16 protein-coding genes are annotated in these 23,518 nt (G+C 62.3%); 11 read left to right on the forward strand and 5 right to left on the reverse strand.

Features of this window, described 5'->3' with window-relative positions; translation table 11 throughout:
• Positions 1 to 111: 111 nt before the first annotated feature.
• Together NE851_RS34650 and NE851_RS34655 are read right to left on the reverse strand one after the other, a co-directional pair.
• Positions 112 to 1,473: an MFS transporter gene (locus NE851_RS34650; RefSeq protein WP_097543732.1), complete on the reverse strand. Its 1,362-nt coding sequence runs from the start codon at positions 1,471 to 1,473 to the stop codon at positions 112 to 114.
• Between the two features lie 205 nt (positions 1,474 to 1,678).
• Positions 1,679 to 2,962 (reverse strand): ABC transporter substrate-binding protein, encoded by a 1,284-nt coding sequence (locus NE851_RS34655; protein WP_029867882.1) that lies wholly within the window; start codon positions 2,960 to 2,962, stop codon positions 1,679 to 1,681.
• A 191-nt stretch (positions 2,963 to 3,153) separates the two neighbouring features.
• Between NE851_RS34655 and NE851_RS34660 the strand changes: the two genes are divergently transcribed.
• Genes NE851_RS34660 through NE851_RS34685 form a run of 6 tightly spaced genes read left to right on the forward strand, consistent with a single transcriptional unit; the run spans position 3,154 to position 11,301 of the window.
• On the forward strand, positions 3,154 to 5,676 hold the full coding sequence (locus NE851_RS34660; RefSeq protein ID WP_097543733.1) for a hypothetical protein: 2,523 nt from the start codon (positions 3,154 to 3,156) through the stop codon (positions 5,674 to 5,676).
• A gap of 17 nt (positions 5,677 to 5,693) precedes the next feature.
• Positions 5,694 to 6,788 carry a beta-galactosidase BglB gene (gene bglB / locus NE851_RS34665; RefSeq protein ID WP_029867880.1) on the forward strand — a complete coding sequence of 365 codons (1,095 nt, stop codon included), beginning with the start codon at positions 5,694 to 5,696 and terminating at the stop codon, positions 6,786 to 6,788.
• Positions 6,785 to 8,149 carry a polygalacturonase PglB gene (pglB, locus tag NE851_RS34670; RefSeq protein ID WP_097543734.1) on the forward strand — a complete coding sequence of 455 codons (1,365 nt, stop codon included), beginning with the start codon at positions 6,785 to 6,787 and terminating at the stop codon, positions 8,147 to 8,149. Before bglB ends, pglB begins: the two co-directional genes overlap by 4 nt.
• A complete protein-coding gene (locus tag NE851_RS34675; RefSeq protein ID WP_047618858.1) occupies positions 8,137 to 9,243 on the forward strand; it encodes an ABC transporter ATP-binding protein in 1,107 nt (368 codons plus the stop codon). The genes pglB and NE851_RS34675 overlap by 13 nt, the downstream gene beginning before the upstream one ends.
• Before the next feature lie 2 nt (positions 9,244 to 9,245).
• Positions 9,246 to 10,241 (forward strand): carbohydrate ABC transporter permease, encoded by a 996-nt coding sequence (locus NE851_RS34680; RefSeq protein ID WP_063473552.1) that lies wholly within the window; start codon positions 9,246 to 9,248, stop codon positions 10,239 to 10,241.
• A 13-nt stretch (positions 10,242 to 10,254) separates the two neighbouring features.
• Positions 10,255 to 11,301, forward strand: a complete 1,047-nt coding sequence (locus tag NE851_RS34685; protein ID WP_174824483.1) for a carbohydrate ABC transporter permease — start codon at positions 10,255 to 10,257, stop codon at positions 11,299 to 11,301.
• A 262-nt stretch (positions 11,302 to 11,563) separates the two neighbouring features.
• On the opposite strand, the gene NE851_RS34690 is transcribed toward NE851_RS34685, so the two are convergent.
• The gene (locus NE851_RS34690) at positions 11,564 to 12,613 is read right to left on the reverse strand and encodes a LacI family DNA-binding transcriptional regulator (protein ID WP_254962530.1); all 1,050 of its coding nucleotides are present in this window, start codon (positions 12,611 to 12,613) and stop codon (positions 11,564 to 11,566) included.
• 101 nt (positions 12,614 to 12,714) lie between these two features.
• Positions 12,715 to 13,347, reverse strand: a complete 633-nt coding sequence (locus NE851_RS34695; RefSeq protein ID WP_047618973.1) for a TetR/AcrR family transcriptional regulator — start codon at positions 13,345 to 13,347, stop codon at positions 12,715 to 12,717.
• A gap of 113 nt (positions 13,348 to 13,460) precedes the next feature.
• On the opposite strand from NE851_RS34695, the gene NE851_RS34700 reads away from it, so the two are divergent.
• From NE851_RS34700 to NE851_RS34720, 5 genes are all read left to right on the forward strand, one after another.
• Complete coding sequence (locus NE851_RS34700) at positions 13,461 to 14,534, forward strand: efflux RND transporter periplasmic adaptor subunit (RefSeq protein ID WP_047618862.1); 1,074 nt, start codon at positions 13,461 to 13,463, stop codon at positions 14,532 to 14,534.
• Positions 14,531 to 15,616 (forward strand): efflux RND transporter periplasmic adaptor subunit, encoded by a 1,086-nt coding sequence (locus NE851_RS34705; protein WP_029868245.1) that lies wholly within the window; start codon positions 14,531 to 14,533, stop codon positions 15,614 to 15,616. Before NE851_RS34700 ends, NE851_RS34705 begins: the two co-directional genes overlap by 4 nt.
• Positions 15,613 to 18,684, forward strand: coding sequence for an efflux RND transporter permease subunit (locus NE851_RS34710; protein ID WP_254962532.1), 3,072 nt, complete (start codon positions 15,613 to 15,615; stop codon positions 18,682 to 18,684). The genes NE851_RS34705 and NE851_RS34710 overlap by 4 nt, the downstream gene beginning before the upstream one ends.
• Before the next feature lie 76 nt (positions 18,685 to 18,760).
• Positions 18,761 to 19,930, forward strand: a complete 1,170-nt coding sequence (locus NE851_RS34715) for an alpha/beta hydrolase (RefSeq protein WP_047618867.1) — start codon at positions 18,761 to 18,763, stop codon at positions 19,928 to 19,930.
• A gap of 150 nt (positions 19,931 to 20,080) precedes the next feature.
• The gene (locus NE851_RS34720) at positions 20,081 to 21,532 is read left to right on the forward strand and encodes an NCS1 family nucleobase:cation symporter-1 (protein ID WP_183845424.1); all 1,452 of its coding nucleotides are present in this window, start codon (positions 20,081 to 20,083) and stop codon (positions 21,530 to 21,532) included.
• Between the two features lie 66 nt (positions 21,533 to 21,598).
• Here the strand turns inward: NE851_RS34720 and NE851_RS34725 are convergent, their stop codons facing one another.
• Entirely contained in the window at positions 21,599 to 23,482 is a 1,884-nt protein-coding gene (locus NE851_RS34725) for a HAMP domain-containing methyl-accepting chemotaxis protein (protein ID WP_254962533.1), read from the reverse strand.
• Positions 23,483 to 23,518: the final 36 nt, after the last annotated feature.

Raw genomic sequence — 23,518 nt, forward strand, 5'->3', positions numbered from 1 at the left:
CGCAGGCTGGCGCAGACCGACAACGCCTATAGCCTCTCCCGAGGCTCGTGTCACGACGCCTTCGCCGGCGGATGCGGAGGCTGCGCATGACCGCGACATCCGGCCGCGCGTTCAAAGCAAGCGCCAGGCGATAAAGCTTCCAAGCAGCTGCGCGCTGCCGCCCGCCGTCATCGCGACGATGAAGGCAGCTTCCGCCTCCCCCAGGAAGGCGAAGATCGCCCCGAGCAAAGCGACGCCTGTCGTCGCCCCGACCATGCGGGCAACATTGATCAGGGCGCTTGCCGTGCCGGCGCGATCGGCGGTGACGGTCGAAACCGCAACCGCCGTCAGAGGCCCTGTCGCCATGCCCATCCCGATCCCTGTCAGCAACAATCCGATCTCTTCGGCGATGAGCAAGTCGGCCAGAAAGGATGAGCCGAGCAGGAGGTTGCCCAAACCCATCAGCACCAGTCCGGCAGATATGGTGCGGTTCTTCCCAAGGTGTTCCGAAATCGAGCCGGAGAAGGGTGAGATCGCGATGAAGCTGAGAGCCATCGGCAGCAGCGACAGTCCGGCCTCCACCGAGGCCAGGCGTCCGAGGCCGAGGGAGGCGAGCGGAAAAAGAAAAAGCGTGCCGTACATGCCGAAAGTCATTGCGGCCGTTCCGGCCATGGCACCGCGGAACTGCCTGCCCGAAAACATCGAGATCGGAACCAGAGCCTTCTGCTCCAGGCGCTTCTCGACGATGATGAAAAGCAGCAGAAGCAGCGCGCCGGCGATTGCCATGAGTGCCATCCATAAGGGCGGCAGATGCGATGATTCGATTGCGGCGAGGGTCAACACGGTGAGAGATACGATCCCCAGCAATTGCCCCGGCATGTCGAAGGACCGGCCTTGCCGATCGGCACTTTCCGGAACGAAAAACCGTGCTGCCGCCGCCGCGATCAGCGCGATGGGAATGACGACGAAGAAGACGGATCGCCAGCCGAAATCACGGATGAGGAGGCCGCCGAGGCTCGGACCGATCGCAAGCGACATTCCATTGCAGCCGGCCCAGATTCCGAGCGCCCGGGCACGGACCTTCTCATCCCGGTAGATGACCCGGATCAGCGAAAGAGAAGCGGGCAGGAGGAGGGCAGAGCCGAAGCCGGTCAGGGCCCTCGCCGCAATGAGGACCGCGATGGTCGAGGCGAAAGCGCAGCCAAGGCTCGCCAGGGCAAAAACAGCGCAGCCGATCACGAACATCAGGCGCCGGCCGTAAAGATCGGCGAACAGGCCGCCGCTGATGAGAAGTGCGGCGTAAACGAGATTGTAGGCGTCGACGACCCACTGCAGCTCGGTGACGGAGGCCCTGAGATCGAGCCCTATCGGCTGAACCGCCAGATTGACGACCGATGTATCGACCTGCGCTACGATCACGCCGAGGCAAAGAATGGCGAGAGCGGCCGGCTTCAGCTGCGAGTAAGCCTGGGTGCCTTGTTCGATTGAGTGCATGACGCTGCCTTTCCAGTACGGCGCCGTGCGTCTTTTCAGACGCGCAAGGGACGCTGCAACACTTTGAAGGCAGACGTAGCGTGGTTCCGGCCGTCGACAATTCGAAACAGGTCGAAGTGTCCGTAAGGAAAATGAAAAGCCACGGCCCTGTTGCGAGGCCGTGGCTGCTGCATGCGCGCATTTTGCGGGACAACGCGTGACCGGGTTACTTGGCGGCGAGCGCCCCGTTGACCTTGTCGACGTCGGCACTCATGGCCTTGAAGGTCTCGTCGAGGGAAAGCTCGCCGACGATCAGCTGGCTCATCCTCTGGACGATCAGCTGATAGATGGCGGAAGATCCCTTGAGACGTTCCAGGTCCCGGGCTGCCTGCGGCACGCTATTGCGGCTTCCGAGGAAGACGGCCATGGCATCCTTAGCATTCTTGCTCTCGAGCTTGTATTGCGGGTCCTTGATGTCGGCGCCCGTCAGGATGACGTAGTTTTCGGCGATTTCACGCTGGACCTTTTCGGAGCCGAGGAATTCGATAAACGCCGCCACGGCTTCCGGATACTTGGTGCGCTTGAAGCCGACGATCGCGGTGCCGCCCGGCATCGCATAGCAGCCGGCATCGCCGCAGGGGGCGCTGATCGCCGTCCAGTCGAAGGCGTCGCCGATCTTCTTCTGGAACGGATTGACCATCCAGTTGCCGGCGAGATAAGTCACGACGTTGCCGTTGACGAATTCGTCGCCCATGTTCTTGTACTGGGTTCCGCCGGCAGCGCCCCACATTTCCTTGGGGAAGGAGCCGTCCTTCGTCCAGCCGTAGAGATCCGTGACATAACGCTTGGCGGCATCGTCGGGGAAGAAGAACTTGCCGTCCTTGACGTAGTTCGAGCCGTAGGAGAATGCCGCGCCGGAAAAGCGATGGCCCGAGCGATCCATCGTGAAGGGGATCTGGGCGCCGGTCGCCTTGGCGACGCGCGCCGAGGCTTCGACGATGTCCTTCAGCGTGGCGGTGGGCTTCGGAAGCGGTTCGCCGGCCTGTTCGAAGAGCGTCTTGTTGACGAAGGGCAGGTTGAAGGTCTGCGAGGCGATATAGCCGTTGATCGACTTCGGATCGTTGACGCCGGGGAAGCGAAGCGTGTTCAGGCTGTCGCCGTGCAGCTTGGCAAAGCCGTCCGGGTCTTTCATGTAGGGACGCATGTCGAGGTAGTAGGGCGCAAGCTGCCAGTCGGTGATCTTGGCGATGTCAGGACCTTCGCCGACGGCGAGCTGCACCGGCAGCTGCTTGGCGACCGCATCATAGCCCGACGAGACGAAGTTGACCTTGACGTCGGGATGCGCCGTCTCGAATTCCTTGCTCAGCGCTTCCATCCGCTCGACGTAAGCCTGGTCGTCGTCGGTAAACAGAAAGGTGATCGTCTTGGTTTCCGCCATGGCCGCGCCGGCCCATGCGAAAGAAACGGTAGCCAGCGCCAGTGCGAGGGCTCCTGAGAGATAGGTTTTCATTTTCATCCTCCCATGAAAACATTTTCATCAATCGCGGCGTCAGCCATCGATAAATGAATTTCATATACTTGACATTCGTCCCGTCAAGCTATTTTCTGAGGCAATAGCGATGTTTTTGAGCATTTTTCAAAAACGACGCGCCCAAATGACCTAATGAAAATATTTTCATAGGATTGCGGAGGAGGCGGTCTGTGAAAACGGAATGCATCAAGCGGCCGGACGATATGGCGCCAGCATATGGCGTGGCCGCGGGCCAGACGGTCACGGCATGGGCGGTATCCGGCCTCATCGCCAGCTATTTTCCGGGCGAGCCGGCGCCGGCCGAAGATCGCGTAAACTATCGTTTCATCAACGGTTTCGTCGATGTCGGCGACCTGCCTTGCCGCAAAGCCTTCTGGTCCACCATGGTGGGGCGGCCGCTCTCGCCCGACACGTCCTGGCCGACCGAGAGCCTCTATCTTCCCGGCTCGAACCGCCGCGTCGAGTTCACCGGCTTCTGGCATGTGCCGACGCATCTCAGGCGATGGCTGAAGGGCACGTTCAGGACCGAGACGGCGCGAACGCTCAATCTCAGACTGAAGACCTGCGGCGGCGTTCGCATATGGGTCAACGGACAGGAGGCGGTGCGCTTCGAACCCTTCAAGCGCAATGTCGAGAGCGCAACCGACATCAGGCTGACGCTCGAAGCCGGCGACAACCACATTCTCGTTCACACCGAAGACCTGGCCGAGCGCGACACGACGTGGTTTTTCGAGCTAGAGCTGCTGGATGAGGAGCCGCTCTGCGTGCTGTTGCCGGTATCGCTGGACCAGGATGAGGTTCGCGAGCTGGAAGCCCTTGTGCGCGGCGTTCGCCCGGCCCGCGACGTCTTCGTCAACCAGCCGCTGGAGATCATCTTCGACACGGCGCCGGAGCGCGACCTGCCTGTAGAGCTCAAGGTCATCGGCCATGGTCACGAGCGGCCCGTTCTCGCGCATTCGAAACTGACCCTGCATGCTCATCAGAACCGTCTGGTCGCCGAGAATGTCTCTGGCATCGCAGATGGTTATCACGGCATCCACATGACGATCGGTTCCGGTACGGGCTCGGTCACCCGCGTCATCGATGCCGCCTTCATGAGCTGCATTTCGCCGTTGCCGGCCGAGGCATCGCTTTCTGCCCGCAAGCGGCAGGCGCTGGAATACAGCGCCCGCTTCGGCGCCAACCGCGTCGGGCGTCTCATTGCGATGATGGAAACCGGTCACCACGACCAGGAAAGCTTCGACCGCATCATCGACGCAACGCTCGTCTCCATCGATGCGCGGGAGGATTGCTCGGATTTCATCATGGTGCCACTGTTGTGGCTGCTCGGCGCCTATGCCGACCGGATGCCGGCGGCGGTGGTCGATCGCATCCGGCATTCCGTTCTCTCTTATCGTTACTGGGTCGACGAGCCGGGCAACGATGCGATGTGGTTCTGGAGCGAGAACCATGTGCTCTGCTTTCACACGAGCCAGCTGCTGGCCGGACTTCTTCTGCCCGACGAGGTGTTTTCAGCCTCGGGCAGGACGGGCCGGCAGCAGGCGGAACTTGGCCGCGCGCGCCTCGCGCGCTGGTTCGACAGCGTCGAAGCCCACGGATTGGCGGAGTGGAACTCGGCGGCCTATTACCCGATCGACTTCATCGGCCTGCTGGCGCTGGAGCGCTGGGCCGAGACGGCGATTTCGGAGCGCGCCCGCGGCCAGATCGATCTCATCTTCCGCATGATCGCCCTTCACACGCTCGCAGGCGTTCCGGCCGGATCGCAGGGCCGCGCCTACGACAAGGAACTGCGCGCCGGCCCGCTGACAGAGCTTGCACCTTTCGCCCAGGTCGCCTTCGGAACCGGCTGGCTGAACAATGGCGTGGCGGCATTGACCATGTTCTGCGCCGGCGGCTACGAGCCGCCGGCCGATCTCGCCGAGCTTGCGTCGCTTGCCAGGACCAGAAGCGTCGAGGCGCGTTACAGCCAGGGGCTCGAGAGCGGAAAACTCGTGCTGTTCAAAAACGAGGCGGCGCAGCTTTCGACCGTCGTCGATCACAAGACCGGCCAGAAGGGCCATCAGCAGCATGTGCTCGACATCCGGCTCGCCGGCCACCCCATGGCGAGGCTCTGGGTCAACCATCCCGGCGAGGACGATCCCTGGGGCAATCAGAGGCCGTCCTATTGGGCCGGCAACGGCATTCTGCCGCGCGTTGCCCAGCATCGTGACGTCGCCCTGCTGATCGAGGACACAAGCGATGCGCGGCACGGATGGACGCATGCCTATATCGGTCGCGACGGCCTGGACGATCTCATCACCGAAGACAAGTGGCTGATTGCGCGATCGGGCAGGGGATTTGCCGCCCTCTGGGCGTCGAACGGCCTGGAGCTGATCACCGACGGCCCGACCGCCGGCCGCGAGGCGCGCTCCTACGGGCCGCTTTGCGGCTGGGCGGCCGTCGTCGGATGCGGCAGCGGCGATGCCTTCAAGGCGTTCATCGAACGCCTGTGCCAGACGACGGTTTCCTTCGATCCCGGGCTTCGGCGGCTCGCGTTGACGCCGCCGGGCGGCCCGGCGCTCTGCCTGTCCTATGCCGACGGTCTTTCGATCGCCGGCAAGGCGAGGCCGTTCACGTACGATCAGCCACACCCGATCCTCACCCACGACAGTGCAGCCTCCGGGGCCGGCACTGACGGGCCGTTCTACTCCTGAAACATAGGTCTCCAAGCATGAACACAACATCTGTCGATAACGCCGCTCTCCTGACGACGATCGATCGCGTTGCAACGGCTTTCAGCCGGCTCAAGGGCATCAAGGAAGGTCTCGTGACCGGAAATTCCGCCTCGGGAATCCAGTTCGACGAATGGGACTGGGAAGTCGGCGTCGGTCTTTACGGTTTCCTGCGGCGCGCCATTGCCACCGATGACCAGAAAGCGCTGCAGGAGCTTGTTGCCTGGTATGCCGGCCAGATCGAACGCGGCCTGCCGCCGCGCCAGATCAACAGCACGGCGCCGATGCTGCCGCTTGCGATCCTCGTCCAGCATGTCGACCGTCCCGATTTTCGCGCTCTTGTCGAGGACTGGGCCGAATGGCTCGTCAAGGAATTGCCGAAGACCGAAGACGGCGGTTTTCAGCACGTCGTCAAGGAGCGCCTCAACGACGGCGAATTGTGGGACGACACGCTTTTCATGGCCTGCCTGTTTCTCGCCCGGGCCGGCGTGCTCTGCGAACGCAGCGACTGGATCGACGAGGCCGTCTATCAGTTCGTGATCCACACCCGCTACCTCTCCGATCCGGTCAGCGGCCTCTGGTATCACGGCTGGACCTTCAACGGGCGGCACAATTTCGCCAATGCCTTCTGGGCGCGCGGCAATGCCTGGATCACCGTTGCCATCCCCGAGCTCTTCGATCTCGTTCCGACGCTCGGCGAGAAGGACCGGCGTTTTCTGTCGAACGTCCTCGTCAGCCAGGTGCGCTCGCTGAAGGAATGCCAGCGGCCGGACGGGATGTTCACGACGCTTCTGGACGACCCGTCCTCGCCGCTGGAAACCTCGGCCACGGCAGGCATTGCCTATGGCATATTGCGCGCCGTCGATGCCGGCATTCTCGACGATAGCGACAAGGCCTACGCGGAGCGGGCGCTTGCGGCAGTGCTGGCGCAGATAGACGAGGAAGGTGTGGTCCACGGCGTCTCGGACGGCACGCCGATGGGGCATGACCTCGATTTCTACAGGCGCATCCCGAACGTGCCGACGCCTTACGGCCAGGCGCTGACCATGCTGTTGCTGACGGAAGTCGTCCTCGAGAACGGCGATCGCCAATGAGCCCCGTGTCTCTTGTCGCGATCGAGCCGGCGGAGGACGACGATACGGTCCGCCTGCAGGCGGCCATCGACGGCCTGTCGGCTTCGGGCGGCGGACGCGTGGAGCTCATGGCCGGCATCCATGTCTGCCGGGGGCTCCAGCTCAGATCCGATGTCGACCTTCATCTGGCCGCCGGCGCGATCCTGCGTCCCGTTGCGGATTACGAGGCCTATGCGCATACGAGTGTTTCGGTGATCGCCGAAAAGTCGGACCGCGGCATGATCGTCGCTAGGGATGCACGGCGGATCAGCCTGACGGGGGCGGGGCGCATCGAAGCCGGTTGCGACAGCTTCATTGTGGGAGACGACGAGACAGTCGGAACCTTCATTCCGGCCGAGTTTCGTCCGCGCGTCGTAGTATTCGAGGGCTGCGACGAGGTCGAGATCAGCTCTGTCCATATTAGCCGCTCGCCGATGTGGACGCTGCATTTCGTCAACTGCACCGATGTGGTCGTCAGCAACGTAACCATCGACAACGACCGTCGCCTTCCCAACACGGATGGTATCGTGCTGGATGCCTGCCGCGGCGCCGTGATCGAGGACTGCCGGATATCGACGGCCGACGACGGCGTATGCCTGAAGACGAGCATCGGCCCCGATCGTGTCGCCATCGGACGATGCGAAAACATTCTTGTCCGCCGCTGCTCCGTTCAGAGCCTCAGCTGTGCGCTGAAGATAGGCACGGAAACCCATGGCGACGTCACCAACGTCGTGTTCGAGGATTGCAACGTCGCATCCTCCAACAGGGCGCTCGGCATATTTTCCCGCGATGGCGGCCGGATATCGAATGTGAGGTTTTCGCGAATTGCGGTGGAATGCCGCGAGACCCCCGATGGTTTCTGGGGCTCAGGCGAGGCGCTGACCGTCAATGTGGTCGACCGCATCGCGGAGCGCACGGCGGGCGCCATCGAAAATCTCATCGTCGAGGATATCACCGGCCGGATGGAGGGGGCGATCACGGTCATTTCGACCTCGTCGGCCGGCATCCGGAACGCATCACTGGCGCGTATCGCCATCGACCAGCAGCCCGGGCAACTCGGCACGGCGCGGTCCTACGACCTGCGCCCGACGAACGCCGACCTTTCCCCGAAAGCCGATGGCGGCGGCCGCGCCAATGCCTGGACCCGCGGGTCGGACGGGCGGGTGATCGGCCTTGAGAATTATCCGGGAGGAATGCCGGCCGTCTACGTGGCTGATGTCACCGGGATCTTGATGAACGAGGTGCGGATCACAAGACCGACACCGCTGCCGCAAGGCTGGAACAAAAACGACGCCGTCTTCGAAACGGTGGCACCTGATGGGAGTGGGGCATGGCAGAACTGAAACTTTCCAACGTCAACAAGTCGTATGGCTCTGTCAAAGTCCTGCATGACGTCGAGCTCGATATCAAGGACGGCGAGTTCGTCGTCTTCGTCGGTCCGTCGGGATGCGGCAAGTCGACCCTGCTGCGCGTCATCGCCGGTCTCGAAGAGGTCACGACGGGCGCAATCGCGATCGGGAGCCGCGACGTCAGCGCGCTCTCGCCGGCCGAGCGCAAGATCGCGATGGTCTTCCAGTCCTATGCGCTCTATCCGCATATGAGCGTTCGCAAGAACCTCGCTTTCGGCCTGGAGAACCTGAAGTTCAAGCGCGCCGAGATCGAGGCGCGGATTGCCGAAGCCGCCAGGATGCTGGCGATCGAACCCTATCTGGACCGGCGTCCGAAGCAGCTTTCGGGCGGCCAGCGTCAGCGCGTGGCGATCGGCAGGGCCATCGTGCGCGAACCGGACATTTTCCTCTTCGACGAGCCTTTGTCGAATCTCGACGCCGCCTTGCGCGTCCAGACCCGCGCCGAGATCACCAAGCTCCACCGCGACATCAAGACGACGATGATCTATGTCACCCATGACCAGGTCGAGGCGATGACGATGGCCGACAAGATCGTCGTGCTGCGCGCCGGGCGGGTCGAGCAGGTCGGCGCGCCGCTGGACCTGTTCGATAGCCCACGCAATCTGTTCGTCGCCGGCTTCCTCGGTTCGCCGCGCATGAACATCATCAAGGGCAAGGTATCAGGCATCGGCGAAAACGGCGTCGCGATCGATGTCGGCAACGGCGGCAAAATCGTCAGCGATGTCGATCCTGCGGGGATTGCGGTCGGGCAGGCCGTTCTCGCCGGCATCCGGCCCGCGCATTTTTCACGCTCCGGCGAGCAAGGTCTGCCGTTCATCGTCCAGTATCACGAGGGCCTCGGCACAGAAACCTATGTCTACGGCAACCTTGCAGGCCAGGATGAGCAAATCATCATTCATGAGGCCGGCCATTTCGCGCCGGCGCCCGGTGATCACATCCTGATCGACGCCGCCCCGGGACGGGTTCACCTGTTCGATCCCGAAAGTGGCCTGGCTTTTGCCCGGCGGCCCGGACAGGGGAGGCGCTGAACATGGCGGCGCTCAAGGCAGGTGCATTGCTGTCCCAGGCAGGCGAAACGGCGATGCGGGTGGTCGAAGCCCCGATGAATGTGGTCGAGCGCATCTTCGGCCGCAAACGCATGCCATGGCTGTTCCTGGCGCCGAACCTCGTTCTGTTCGCCATTTTCACGTTCCTTCCCATCGCGATCGCGATCGGTTACGCCTTCACCGGCGGCACGAACCTTTTCGTCTCGGAGCGGCCCTTCGTCGGCCTGGATAATTTCCGCACACTGCTTTCCTGCGGCAATTATCTGCAGCCGGGAACCTGCCAGGAATCGCTGTTCTGGACGGCTGTGTGGAACACGCTCTGGTTCGTGGCCCTCAATGTCGTCGCCACCTTGCTGGTGGCGCTGATCACGGCACTGATCCTCAATCGGGCGATTGTCGCGCGCGGCTTCTTCCGGGCGATGTTTTTCTATCCCGTTCTGCTGTCTCCCGTCGTCATCGGCCTCATCTGGAAATGGTTCCTCGATCGCAACGGGCTCCTGAACGCCTTCTTCCAGATGATCGGCGTTCCCCCTGAGATCTTCCTGCTCGACGTCGGCTGGTCACGCTTCTTCGTCGTCGTGGTCTCGGTCTGGTTTCACATGGGTTTTTATACCCTCATCCTGCTCGCCGGCCTTCAGGCTATTCCGAAGGAGCTTTACGAGGCTGCCTCCATCGATGCTGCTTCACCGCGCCGCACGCTTTTCAGGATCACGCTTCCCCTGCTGGCCCCGAATCTCTTGGTCGTGTTCATTCTTTTGATGATCAAATCGGTCCAGATCTTCGACGAGGCCTGGGTTTTGACCAATGGCGGCGGTCCCGGCACGGCCAACAGCTTCATCGTGCAATATATCTACCAGATGGCATTCGGCAGCGATCTCCGTCTCTTCGGTCTCGCATCCGCCGCATCGGTTCTGATGGGGCTGGTGCTTCTGGTCCTCACCCTCATACAGCTGCGCATCGGCAAGCGAATGGAGTCCTGAGATGAACAGCCGTATGAATCCGATCAGTTTTCTCACGCGCACCCGCCGGGCCGGACGCATCGATATAACCGACATATTGTCATGGGTCTGGCTGATCGGCGGAACCTTCGTGGTGCTGGTTCCCGTCCTCTGGGCGGGCCTCTCCTCGCTGAAGCCGGCGGCCGAAATTACCCGGTTTCCACCGACCCTGCTTCCCCGGGCCGCCGTGGAGCAGACCGTACCCGGCTTCGACAAGCCGCTCAGCCTCTGGCAGGTCACCGTTGACGGCCAACAGCGCGAAATGGCCATGGTCCGGCGCATCGGCCTCAAGGCCCAGATGGTCGACCCCGCAAATCCGGGACAGCCCGTCAGCGTCGACGTGAAGGGGCTGACGCCGGTGCAGAAGCTGACGGTCGCCACGGAAAATTACACCGATCCGCTGACGCGCTTCAACTTCCTGACCTTCCTCAAGAATTCGGTCTTCGTCACCTTCGTCGCAACGCTGCTGACGCTGATCGTCAACGCCATGGCGGCCTTTGCCCTGTCGAAATACAAATTTGCAGGCGACACCGCGGTCTTCGTCATCATCATTTCAACCCTGATGATCCCGCTCGCCGTCGTCATGGTGCCGGCCTATCTCGTTATCGTCGGGGTCGGGCTCGCCGATAATCTCTGGGGCGTCATCCTGCCGACGGTCGCCTCTCCGACCGCCGTCTTCCTGCTGCGGCAATATATGCTGACCATACCCGATGAGCTGATAGAGGCGGCGCGCGTCGATGCGGCGAGCGAATTCTGCATCTTCTGGCGTATCATCCTGCCGCTGACGGCGCCGGCACTGGCGGTGCTGGCGATCTTTTCCGTGCTCTGGCGCTGGAACGATTTCCTCTGGCCGCTCATCGTCCTCAACAGCCGCGAGAATTTCACGCTGCAGGTCGGTCTGAACGCGTTCCAGGGCGAGTTCTCTGTGCAGTGGCATTATATCCTGGCAATGACGTTCCTCAGCCTGCTGCCTGTCACGGTCGTCTTCCTGTTCCTGCAGAAGTACATCACCACAGGCATTGCCGGAACAGGGATGAAGTGAACGGCAAGGCGGGGAGAAAGATCTCCTCGCCCCGTCGGAGAACCCATACTGCGTCTTCCTCCCGACTGAAGCGCGTCGCATTGAACTTGTTTCATGCGGCGCGCTTCGGTCTTTGTTGTGCGAGGCCCCCAAGGCGGCCGGCCATTTTTCGAGCGACACGCACCGTCGCCTAGGCACAGAGGTTCGCACGTGATCGCCTGGATCTCTCCAATTCCGTTTTACGAAAATGCCGGGAATTCAGCCTAGTGCCCGGAACTAGACATTAGCGCGGCGGCGCGACGCTACCCCTCAAGACGAGATGGCATCCGAGTTCCAGGCGATGGGCCGGCCGCTGCGGGTCGTTGGCGATCAGCCGCTGCTCGATGAGCGCCAAAGCGGCGGCGCCGAGCCTGTCGGTGGGAACGCTGATCGTCGAAAGCGGCGGACGGCTGAATTCGCCGGGGACGATGTCGTCGAAGCCGAGGACGGAAATCGCTTCGGGCACACGGATGTCGCGATCGGCCAAGGCCTTCAAACAGCCGAGCGCCAGATTGTCGGCGGCGCAGAAGACGGCCGTCGCTCCTTTCATCGTGGGATCGCGGTCGAGCAGCGCGTTGATGGCAGCCTCGCCATGCCTCGGCTCATATCCTTCGGCCTCGACGATCATATCCTCCGGCACGGGAAGCTGAGCGGCGAGATAGGCATCGGAAAAGCCGTCATACCGGCGCTGGATCGTGGTGCGGCCCTTCCAGGTCAGGTGCAGGATGCGGCGATGCCCGAGCCCCAGCAGGTGCTCGATGCCGAGCCGCGCGCCGAAACGGTTTTCGGGCGTGACCGTATCGACCAGCATGGCTGGATCCTCGCCGTTAACGAGGACGACGGGCATGTCGGGGAAGGCGAGGCTTCGGATCAGTTCCGGCTGATCGTCGTTCAGGATCACGATGCCGTCGGCGCGCTCCGTGAGCGCGATCTGCCTGACCTGAGCGCCGTCGATGCGTCGGCCGGTGCTGACGAAAGGCACGATCCTGATGCCGCGGCGCTCGCACTCCCGTCGAAGGCCGTTGAGGATCGTCCAGCTCACCAGGTTGAGATCGCTCTGCGGCGCGGCGTCGTCGGGAATGGCAAGCAGCAGAACGCGCAAGGCCGCGATCGTCGCCTTCTTCCTCCGGCGGTCGAGGTAACCCAGGCGTTTGGCCGAGTCGAGAACCCTCGCGCGCACCTCGATCGTCAGCGGCGCGGTTCCGTTCAGCGCGTGCGAGGCCGTGCTCAGCGACACGTCGGCATCGCGCGCGACATCCTTGAGATTGACTTTGCGTTCCACTTTTTCCGTCACGAATTGAGGCTATGCCTTCGAAGGCATCGCTAACTCGATGTTTTCACATAAAAACTTGAGAAAAGCTATGCGCTTTGCGCGGTATTTTCGTCATTCTGTGATCAGTGAGGCTTGGCCAGCAGGCCGTGCAGCAGCAGGTCGAAATAGGCCCGCAGGAAGGCCTCCTTGTTGGGGGGCGGCTCGCGGCGGTCGTCGAATATAAGCCTGAGAACCGTCGTCGTCAGGATGGGTGCGACCACGATGTCGGAGAATTCCACCGGAATTGCCCGAAATTCCCCCGACGCCACGCCCTCCAGAATGAGGCCGTCGACCTTGGCGATGATCGGCGCAATGAACTCATCATGGTGGCGGTCGATCAGGTCGGGAAACCGCTGCCCTTCGGATATGACGAGCCGCGTCAATTCGCGGGTCGTGCGATCCTCGGCAATTTGCTCGTAAAGCAGGCCGAGAATGGAAAGCAGCCTGTCGGTAGCGCTGCCGCTGAGGCCCTCGGCCGTCTCCAGCAACTCCTGAAACGGCACGGAGAAATGGTGGATCATCGCTTCGAAAAGCTTCTCCTTCGTCTCGAAGTAGACATAGACCGTGCCTTTGGTGACGTTGACCCTTTCGGCGATGTCTTCCACACGCGTGCCCGAAAAACCGCTTCTGACGAATTCTTCGAAGGCCGCATCCAGGATCTGGATGGGCCGCAGCGCTTTCTGTTCCGCGCGTGTGAGTTTCTTCGGAGTTGTCATTTTTTTCCTTGCCTCCCGTGTCGTGCGCGGCTCGTCCCCTGCGGCACAAAGTTTCATTGACTAATGCGTCAGTCAATTATATAGCAGCTGCCGTTGAGAGCAAGAGGTCAACTATGAGAACCATTCTGGTCGCCACAGCGATCGTATGCGCCATCGGTCTCGGATCATGCAGCGATGCGGGCGGGCCGACTGAGTCCACCCCGCGGCAGGTCACCGTCGTCGTCGCCAAACCCGAGCCGCTGGTTGAGGGCGGCGCGATCACCGGAGAAGTCCGCGCACGTGTCCAGACCGATCTGTCCTTCCGCGTCAGCGGCAAGATCATTGAACGGCTGGTGGAAGTCGGACAGTCCGTGAAGGCGGGGCAGCTGCTGGCGCGGATCGATCCGGAAGAGCAGAAGGCCGAACTGGATGTGGCGGCTGCCAATCTTCAGTCGGCTGAAGCCCAGCAGACCCAGGCACAGCTCGCCTATGACCGCCAGCAGAGCCTGTTTCGAACGCAGGTGACGACGCGCGCGGCGCTCGACCAGGCGCAGGAGGCGCTTCTGACCGCGCAGGCATCGACGAAGTCGGCGCAGGCGCTGTTGGAAACGGCTCAGGACACTTTGTCCTACACGGAGCTGAAGGCGGATGCCGACGGGATGATCACCGCCCGCAATGCCGAGGTCGGGCAGGTGGCGCAGGCCGCGCAGGTCGTCTTCACCCTTGCCCATGACGGCGACCGGGATGCCGTCTTCGAGGTGGTCGAAAGCGCGTTCCTACGCCCGATCGACGGCGACGGAACTGTGACCCTTCTGTCGGACCCTTCACAGAAGATCGCGGCGAAGGTGCGCGAGATTTCGCCGACCATCGATTCCTCCACCGGAACCATCAAGGTCAAGGTTGCGATATCGAGCGACGCGCCCATTCCCCTCGGCGCTCCCGTCGTCGGGAGATTCAATTACGTCTCGCAGGACGTCATCCAGCTTCCCTGGTCCGCCATGACGTCCAAGGACGGCAAGCCGGCCGTCTGGATCGTCGATCCCGCATCCTCCGCGGTTTCGGCAAGGGCTGTGGATGTCGCCGGCTACGAGACCGGCAGCTTCATCGTCAAATCAGGCGTGTCGGCGGGTGACGTCGTGGTGACCGACGGGACCAAGTTCCTCAGGCCGGCTGAAATCGTGTCTTATGTCAAGGAAGCTTCCAAGTGAGTATTCGTCCCAAGATAGTCGCCCTGATGATGGGTACGGCCCTGATTTCCTCCTGCACGAAGCAGGAGGAAAGCAAGGAGGATGCGCCCCGTCCCGTGCTGTCGATGACAGTCAAACAGACGTCCGTTTCGAGCCTCAGCCTGACCGGCACGATCGAACCGACGATCGAGACCGAACTCGGCTTCCGGATTCTCGGGCGGATGATCGCCCGCAATGTCAATGTCGGGGATATCGTCAAGCGGGGCGACGTCGTCGCCGCCATCGATCCGCTGGCGCTGGAGCTTGCCGTGCGTAACGCACAGTCGGACGTGGAGAACAGCGACGCCCAGCTCAGAAACGCGGTGACCACGGAGCAGCGCCAGCGGGCGCTGGTGGAGTCGCGTTCCGGCACGGAAGCCTCGCTCGAAGAGGCCGAGCAGGCGAGACGGACGGCCGCGGCCGCCGTGGCCAAGGCGCAGGCCAACCTCGACAAGGCCAAGGAGCAGCTCGGCTACGCGCAGCTTCAGGCGGAATTCGATGGCGTGGTGACGGCGACCTCGGCCGAGGTCGGACAGGTCGTCTCGGCCGGCCAGACGGTCGTGACCATCGCCCGGCCGGACAGGCGCGACGCCGTGGTCGATGTGCCACAGGCAGCCGCCCAGAAACTGAAAATCGGCGCGCCTTTCGAAGTGACGCTGCAGCTCGATCCGACCATCCGCACATCCGGGGTGGTGCGCGAGATCGCGCCGGAGGCGGAGACCGCCACCCGCACGAGCAGAACCAAGATCGCGCTCAGCGATCCGCCTGAAACTTTCAGGCTCGGCTCCGTCATCTCGGCCTCGGCAACCATTGCCGCCGATCCGCAGATCGTTCTGCCTTCCTCTGCCATCCTTGTCGGCAGCGACGGCCCGAGCGTCTGGATCGTCGACGCGCCGGCCAAAAAGGTATCGCTGCGCCGCGTGACGATCGACGGCGACGTCGAAGACGGCGGTACCGTCCGCGTCACCGAAGGGATCGCCGCTGGAGAACGGGTGGTCGTGGCAGGCGTGCATAAACTTGAAGATGGCCAGACCATCAGGATCGACCAGGAGATCAGCCAGTGAAGTCCTTCAACCTTTCCGACTGGGCGCTCGAACACCGTTCGCTCGTCTGGTACTTCATGATCGTCTTCATTCTCGCAGGCACCTTCTCTTATCTGAACCTCGGCCGCGAGGAAGACCCGAACTTCACGATCAAGACGATGGTGATCACCGCCCAGTGGCCCGGCGCGTCCGCCGAAGAGGTGACGCGGCAGGTGACCGACAGGATCGAGAAAAAGCTCCAGGAACTGGAATCGCTCGACTACACCAAGAGCGAGACCGTTGCCGGCCAGACGACCGTCTTCGTCGAACTGCTGCCGACGACCAAGGCCAGGGATGTCGCACCGACCTGGCTGCGCATCCGCAACATGATCGCCGACATCAAGGGCGATTTCCCGAGCGGGGTCGTCGGTCCCTTCTTCAACGATCGCTTCGGCGACGTGTTCGGCAACATCTATGCCTTCACGAGCGACGGACTGACCCAGCGGCAGCTTCGCGATCTCGTCGAAAATGCCCGCTCCGAGGTTCTGACCGTGCCCAACGTCGGCAAGGTCGATGTGATCGGCGCTCAAGACGAGGCGATCTATCTGGAATTCTCCACGCGCCAGATCGCAGCACTCGGCATCGACCAGCAGTCAGTCATCCAGACCCTGCAGGCGCAGAACGCCGTCACCCAGTCCGGCTTCGTCGATGCCGGGCCGGAGCGCATCGCCCTGCGGGTGAGCGGGCAGTTCACCTCCGAGGAAAGCCTCCGGACGATCAACCTCAGGATCAACGACCGCTTCTTCCCGTTGACCGATGTCGCCACGATCAAACGCGGCTACGTCGATCCGCCCTCGTCGCTGTTCCGGTTCAAGAGCCAGCCCGCCATCGGGCTTGCCATCGGCATGAAGCAGGGCGCCAATCTCCTGGAGTTCGGCGAGGCTCTGGACGCACAGATGAAGCGCGTCGTCGCCGATCTTCCGATCGGCGTGGACGTCCACCGCGTTTCCGACCAGCCTGCCGTCGTCGACGAAGCGGTGTCCGGCTTTACCCGCGCACTCTTCGAAGCAATCGTCATCGTGCTCGTCATCAGCTTCATCAGTCTCGGTCTTCGCGCCGGCATGGTGGTGGCGATCTCCATACCTCTCGTGCTCGCCATCACCTTCGTGGTGATGGAATATTCCGGCATTTCGCTTCAGCGTATCTCGCTCGGCGCGCTCATCATCGCGCTCGGACTGCTCGTTGACGACGCGATGATCGCCGTCGAGATGATGGTTGCCCGCCTGGAGGCGGGCGACGATCTCAGGAAAGCCGCCACCTACGTCTACACGTCGACCGCCTTTCCGATGCTGACGGGAACGCTCGTCACCGTCGCGGGCTTCATTCCGGTTGGTCTCAACAGCAGCGCCGCCGGCGAATTCACCTTCACGCTGTTCGTGGTCATCGCGGTGTCGCTGATCGTTTCCTGGGTGGTGGCGGTGTTGTTTACTCCGCTTCTCGGCGTCACGATCCTGCCGAAGACCATGAAGTCGCATCATGAGAAGAAGGGGCGCTTCGCCTCGATCTTCTCCTGGCTTCTGGGGCTGGCGATGCGCTGGCGCTGGGTCACCATCATCCTCACGGTCGGCGTCTTCGGCCTTTCGGTCGGCGGCATGGGGCTGGTGCAGCAGCAGTTCTTCCCGAACTCGGACAGAACCGAGCTCGTGATCGACTGGAATCTTCCCCACAACAGCTCGATCGCCGAGACCAACAGGCAGATGGCCAAGTTCGAAAAGGAGATGCTGGCCGACAATAAGGATATCGATCACTGGACGACCTATGTCGGCCAGGGTGCGCCCCGCTTCATCCTGTCTTTCGACGTGCAGACACCCGATGTCACCTTCGGACAGACGATCATCGTCACGAAGGGGCTCGACGTGCGCGACAAGGTGCGGGCGGAGCTGCAGGACTATCTGACAAAAACCTTCCCCGGCACCGACGCCTTCGTGAAGCTTCTCGACATCGGCCCGCCGGTGGGCAAGCCGGTTCAGTACCGGATCAGCGGCCCCGATATTCAAAAGGTTCGCGACATCTCGCAGCAATTTGCCGGCGTCGTCGGCTCGCATCCGCTGCTGTCGAACATGGTCCTGGACTGGAACGAGCCGTCCCGCGTGGTGAAGGTCGACGTGCTGCAGGACAAGGCGCGCCAGCTCGGCGTTTCCTCGGAGGATATTGCCACCGCCCTCAACGGCATCGTCGAAGGCTCGACGGCAACGCAGGTCCGCGACGATATCTATCTGGTCAACGTCATCGGGCGAGCCAGGGCATCCGAACGGGACTCCATCCAGACGCTGCAGAACCTGCAGCTTTCCACCTCCAACGGCAAGGTCGTGCCTCTTTCGGCCGTGGCGAACTTCCGCTACGAACTCGAGCAGCCGACGATCTGGCGTCGTGACCGGCAACCCACCATCACGCTCAAGGCTGCCGTCATCGGTTCGACACAGCCGGCCACCATCGTCGACCAGCTGAAGCCGAAGGTCGAGGAGTTCCAGAAGAACCTTCCGGTGGGATACAAGGTGGAAGTGGGTGGCGCGGTCGAATCCAGCGCGGAAGCCCAAGGGCCGATCGCTGCGGTCGCTCCGCTGATGCTCTTTACGATGGCGACGATCCTGATGATCCAGCTGCAGAGCTTCAGCCGTCTCTTCCTGGTGTTCGCCGTCGCGCCGACGGCCCTGATCGGCGTGGTCGCAGCACTCTTGCTAAGCAACGCCCCCATGGGCTTCGTCGCGATCCTCGGCGTGCTGGCGCTGATCGGCATCCTGATCCGCAACTCGGTTATCCTGGTCGTCCAGATCGAGCATCTGCGCAGCGAAGGAATGGCGCCATGGAAGGCGGTCATCGAAGCCACCGAACACCGCATGCGGCCGATCATGCTGACGGCCGCCGCCGCCACCCTCGCGCTGATCCCGATCTCGCGCGAAATCTTCTGGGGGCCGATGGCCTACGCCATGATGGGCGGCATCGTCGTCGGCACCGCGCTCACCCTGCTGTTCCTGCCTGCGCTCTATGTCGCCTGGTTCCGGATCCCGCGCGATGAAGACGTCCAGGCCGACGCCGTTGCAGAAGCATGAGCACGCGTGTCCCCGAATATCGCATGCGGCCGCCAGGGCGGCCGCTGCATCTCCTGGTCTCCGAGGGGACGGCTCGATGACGGAACTGCGTTTGAAATGGCTTCCGAAGGGCGCGCCGGCGATGCTGGCCACGATCGGTCTGGCAGTGCTCGCCGGTTGCGCCACGAGGCCCTCGCCAGAGGTCTTGAACCCGGTCCATCTGGCGGTTCATCGCGATGAAGCCGCTCATGCGGATGACGTCGCCCCTGATCGCGTGAGCGTTCTTGCCGCGACCAACAGAACCCCCGACAGTGTGCGGGGCGGCTTCGGCAGTGCATGGGCCGACAATCTCACCTACGAGCAGTACGCATTTTCGGTCCCTTCCGGCAGGAAGAATACCGCCATCACTTACCCCAGCGCAAAACCGGATCCCGAACGCCAATTTGCGGTCGTCGAGCGCAAGCAGCTGCCGAAGGACGCCTTCGTGCACCAGGCGCTCGCCTCCGTGCAACCCGACGGCACCGTCGGCATCTTCGTGCATGGCTACAACTACAGCTACCAGGAGGCGCTCTATCGCACCGCCCAGATCGCCGCGGACGCTAACATTCCGGGTGCACCGATCCTGTTTTCCTGGCCCTCGGCTGCGGCCGTTGCCGGCTATGTCGCCGACCGGGATGCGGCGCTCTCCTCGCGCAGCGACCTCGACGCCCTCGTCAGATCGCTTTCGGCTTCCGGGAAGGTGAAACGCATCATTCTTTTCGGCCACAGCATGGGCGGGTTCCTGGTCATGGAAACGGTGCGTCAGCTCAAGCTGGAACATCGCGATGACGTCATCGCCAAGCTGGCGGTAATCCTGGCCGCCCCTGACATCGACGTCGATGTCTTCCGATCCCAGCTGAAGGATATCGGGCGCATGCCGCTCCCGATATCCCTTCTCGTATCGAAGGACGACCGGGCGCTCGTGGCTTCGAGTTTCATCGCGGGGGAGCGGCCGCGCGTCGGGCGCCTCGATATCGACGATCCCGTCATCGAGGAGGCTGCCTTGAAGGAAAGGCTTCGGGTCATCGACATCACTTCGATCCAGGCCTCCGACGGGCTGGGGCATGATCGCTATGCATCGCTCGCCAAGTTCGGCGCGCAGCTCGCCTCCTTCGAAAGCGGGCGGCGTTCGACCGCCGGTGATGTTGGTGCCTATGTCTTCGATGCCGCCGGCGCCGCGGTGGCAAGTCCGTTTCGCCTGGCCGGACGTGTCGTCGGCGCGCAATGAATGGACTGAAGCAAGAGCCGGCGGCGATGGCTAATCCTCAGGCATCGCCAAGAGATGTGTACAATGTGACTATCAAATTGTCAGATGCCCAAATGAAGAGCAGACTTCCGCCTGTGGTCAAATTGACCTCGAGGATATGGGAGGGCATTCATGAGCGTACGAAATCCGTCTCCCTCGTTGTATAACGAGGATCTTGCACCCGCCGAGGAGCGCAAATGGGGTGCATTCAGCATCTTCAATGTCTGGACATCTGATGTCCACAGCCTGTGGGGCTATTATCTGGCGGCGAGCCTGTTCCTGCTGTGCGGCAGCTTCGTCAATTTCGTCATCGCCATCGGCATCGGATCCCTCGTCATCTTCTTTCTGATGAGCCTGGTCGGCAATGCCGGCGTGCGTACCGGCGTACCCTTTCCGGTTCTGGCGCGCGCCTCCTTCGGCACATTCGGGGCGAATGTTCCGGCACTGGTCCGCGCGGTGGTCGCCTGCTTCTGGTATGGGGCGCAAACCGCGGCCGCGTCCGGCGCTATCGTCGCCTTGCTGATCCGCAACGAAAGCCTGCTCGCCTTCCATCAGAACAGCCACCTGCTCGGCCACTCGACCCTCGAAGTCATCTGCTACGTCATCGTCTGGGGTTTGCAATTACTGATCATCCAGCGGGGGATGGAAACGGTTCGCAAATTCCAGGATTGGGCCGGTCCCGCCGTCTGGATCATGATGCTGATCCTCGCAGTCTATCTGGTCGTCAAATCCGGCACCTTCTCTTTCGGTTCCGAAATCCCGCGCGAAGTGCTGATCGAGAAGACCAAGGATGCCGGCGTGCCGGGTGAACCCGGCTCGATCGCGGCGCTTGCCGCCGTGGCGGCCACCTGGATCACCTATTTCGCGGCGCTCTACCTGAACTTCTGCGATTTCTCGCGCTATGCCACGAGCGAAAAGGCGCTGCGGAAAGGCAACCTCTGGGGGCTGCCGATCAATCTCCTGGCGTTCTGCCTCGTCGCGGGTGTTACGACCACGGCCGCCTTCACAGTCTATGGCGAGGTCTTGCTACATCCCGAAATGATATCGGCGAAATTCGACAGCTGGTTCCTGGCGCTGCTTGCGGCGCTGACATTTGCGATCGCAACGCTCGGCATCAACGTCGTCGCGAACTTCGTGTCGCCGGCCTTCGACTTCGCCAATGTCTTCCCGCGGCAGATCAACTTCAAACGCGGGGGATATATCGCCGCCCTGATCGCTCTCGTGCTTTACCCGTTTGCTCCCTGGGAGACGGGTGCGGCGCATTTCGTCAATTTCATCGGATCGACGATGGGGCCGATCTTCGGCATCATGATGGTGGACTATTACCTTATCCGGAAAAGCCAGCTGAATGTTGAGGCGCTCTACCATGAGAATGGCGAGTTCCGGTTCCAGAGCGGATGGCACGGCAGCGCCTTCGTCGCATTTGCCGTGGGGGCGCTGTTCTCCTCGATCCTGCCGACCTTCACGTCCATCCTTCCGGACTGGTGGGGCACCTACGGCTGGTTCTTCGGCGTCGCCATCGGCGGGGCGATCTATTTCGTGTTGAGAATGGGCGCGCGCCGCAATCCCGCCTTCGCGTCATGACCGAATGAAAAGGCGCCCGGCAATTGCCGGGCGCCTTTCATATCCGATTTCCTGCCGCCATGTGTTTTAGCGGCGTGCGGCGACCGCATGCATGGTTGAACGGGCAGAGGGCTGCCCCATCGTTCTGGCCGTCGAGCGAAGGGCTGCGGACTGGCTGGAGGCCCCATCGTCGAGCCTGAACTGGGCGATAAGTTCGCGAAGCTTCTGGGCTTGCTGCGCCAGCGAATCGGATGCCGCCGTCGACTGTTGCACCATGGTCGCATTCTGTTGCGTCGTCTGGTCCATCCGGTTGACCGCAACATTGACTTCGCTCAGCCCGATGGACTGCTCTTTCGCAGAGGTGGCGATCGAATCCATATGGTGATTGATCTGGGTGATGAAGCCGCCAATGGTCTTCAGGGCCTGGCCGGTATCGCGCACCAGCTTGACGCCGCTTTCCACTTCCTTCGAGGAGTTCTGGATCAGGCCCTTGATTTCCTTGGCAGCGCTTGCCGAGCGCTGTGCGAGTTCGCGCACTTCCTGGGCGACCACGGCAAAGCCCTTACCGGCCTCGCCGGCTCTTGCCGCTTCGACGCCGGCATTGAGCGCCAGAAGGTTGGTTTGGAAGGCGATTTCGTCGATGACGCTGATGATGTTGGAAATCTGCTGCGACGAGGTCTCGATCCGCTCCATCGCCTCTTCGGCGTGGGAGACCACTTCCGCGGAGACCCCGGCACTGCGATTTGCCTCCGTGGCGACCGTACGCGTCTCCTCGGTTCGCTTGCTGGAGTTCGATACGTTTGCCGTGATCTCTTCCAGCGCTGCCGCCGTCTCTTCGAGCGAGGCCGCCTGCTGTTCCGTACGCTTCGAAAGATCGCTCGCCCCTGAGGAGATTTCCCGCGTGCCTTCGTCGATCGTGCCGATGCTTTCGGAAATTGCTCTCAGCGTCGCGCCAAGCTGGTTGACGGACTGGTTGAAGTCATGGCGCAGCGCCTCGAAGTCGGGGGCGAAGGCCTCGTTGAGCTGGAAGGCGAGGTCGCCTGCGGCCAGTCGCTTCAAACCGGCGGCGAGACCCGAGGTGGCGATGCGCAGCCGCTCCGAGGCGTCGGCTTCCGCCTGCTGCTGAGCGGCAATGCGATCGCCTTCCGCCCTGTTGCGGCTTTCCTCGGCTTCCGTTTCCATGCGCTTGTTCGTGATCGCGGCCTGGCGGAAGATCTCCACCGCGCCCGCCATCGATCCGATTTCGTCGGCGCGGTCGGCAAACGGAATCTTCGAAGCGGTGTCTCCCTCGGCCAGCCGCCGCATCGCGGCGGTGATGCCGGTAATCGGGTTGGCGATGCCGGTCAGCACGAAGGCGACGGCGCCGAGAACGAGCAGTCCTGCAACGCCGATTGTGGCAAGCAGGTAGAATTCTATGGAGTCGAAGGTTTCCTCGCTGAGTTCGGCAGCCTTGTTGCTGCCGCTGACGTCCAATTCGACCAGGGTCGTGGTGGCTTCCTTGAGCTTGTCCGAATAGGAGCGCATCTCCCCGCCCAGATATTGCCCGGCTTCTTCGGTCTTGTTGGCGCGGGAAAGGGCGAGCAACTGCGAGCTGCTGGCGATGTAGCCTCCAACGCTCTCTTTGATCGTCTTGATCAGGTCGCGCTCGTGCTCGGATGAAGCCAGCGAAAGATAGGCGTCCACCGATTTGCCGACGGTATCCTCGGCGACTTTGATGGCCTCTTCGCGGGTTTTCTTTTCCGCATCCGATTGCGCGATGATGTGATCACGATAGGCAAGGCGCAAATTGGTCATGGCGAGATTGATCGCCTGCGAAGCCTGCACGCTCGGCAGCCAATGGGCAGCAATTTCTTCAGTGGAGCCGTTCGTCTTTCGAAGGCCGTCGACCGCGAGATAGGCGACAAGGCCGAAAAGAAGAGCTATGCCGCTGAAAATCAACAGCAAACTCGATTTTATGTTTGGACGACGCATTGAAAGTCCCCATCGAAGGTCCGGCCTCATACCGGT

It is taken from the genome of Rhizobium anhuiense bv. trifolii, from assembly GCF_024346605.1.
Lineage (GTDB): Bacteria > Pseudomonadota > Alphaproteobacteria > Rhizobiales > Rhizobiaceae > Rhizobium > Rhizobium anhuiense.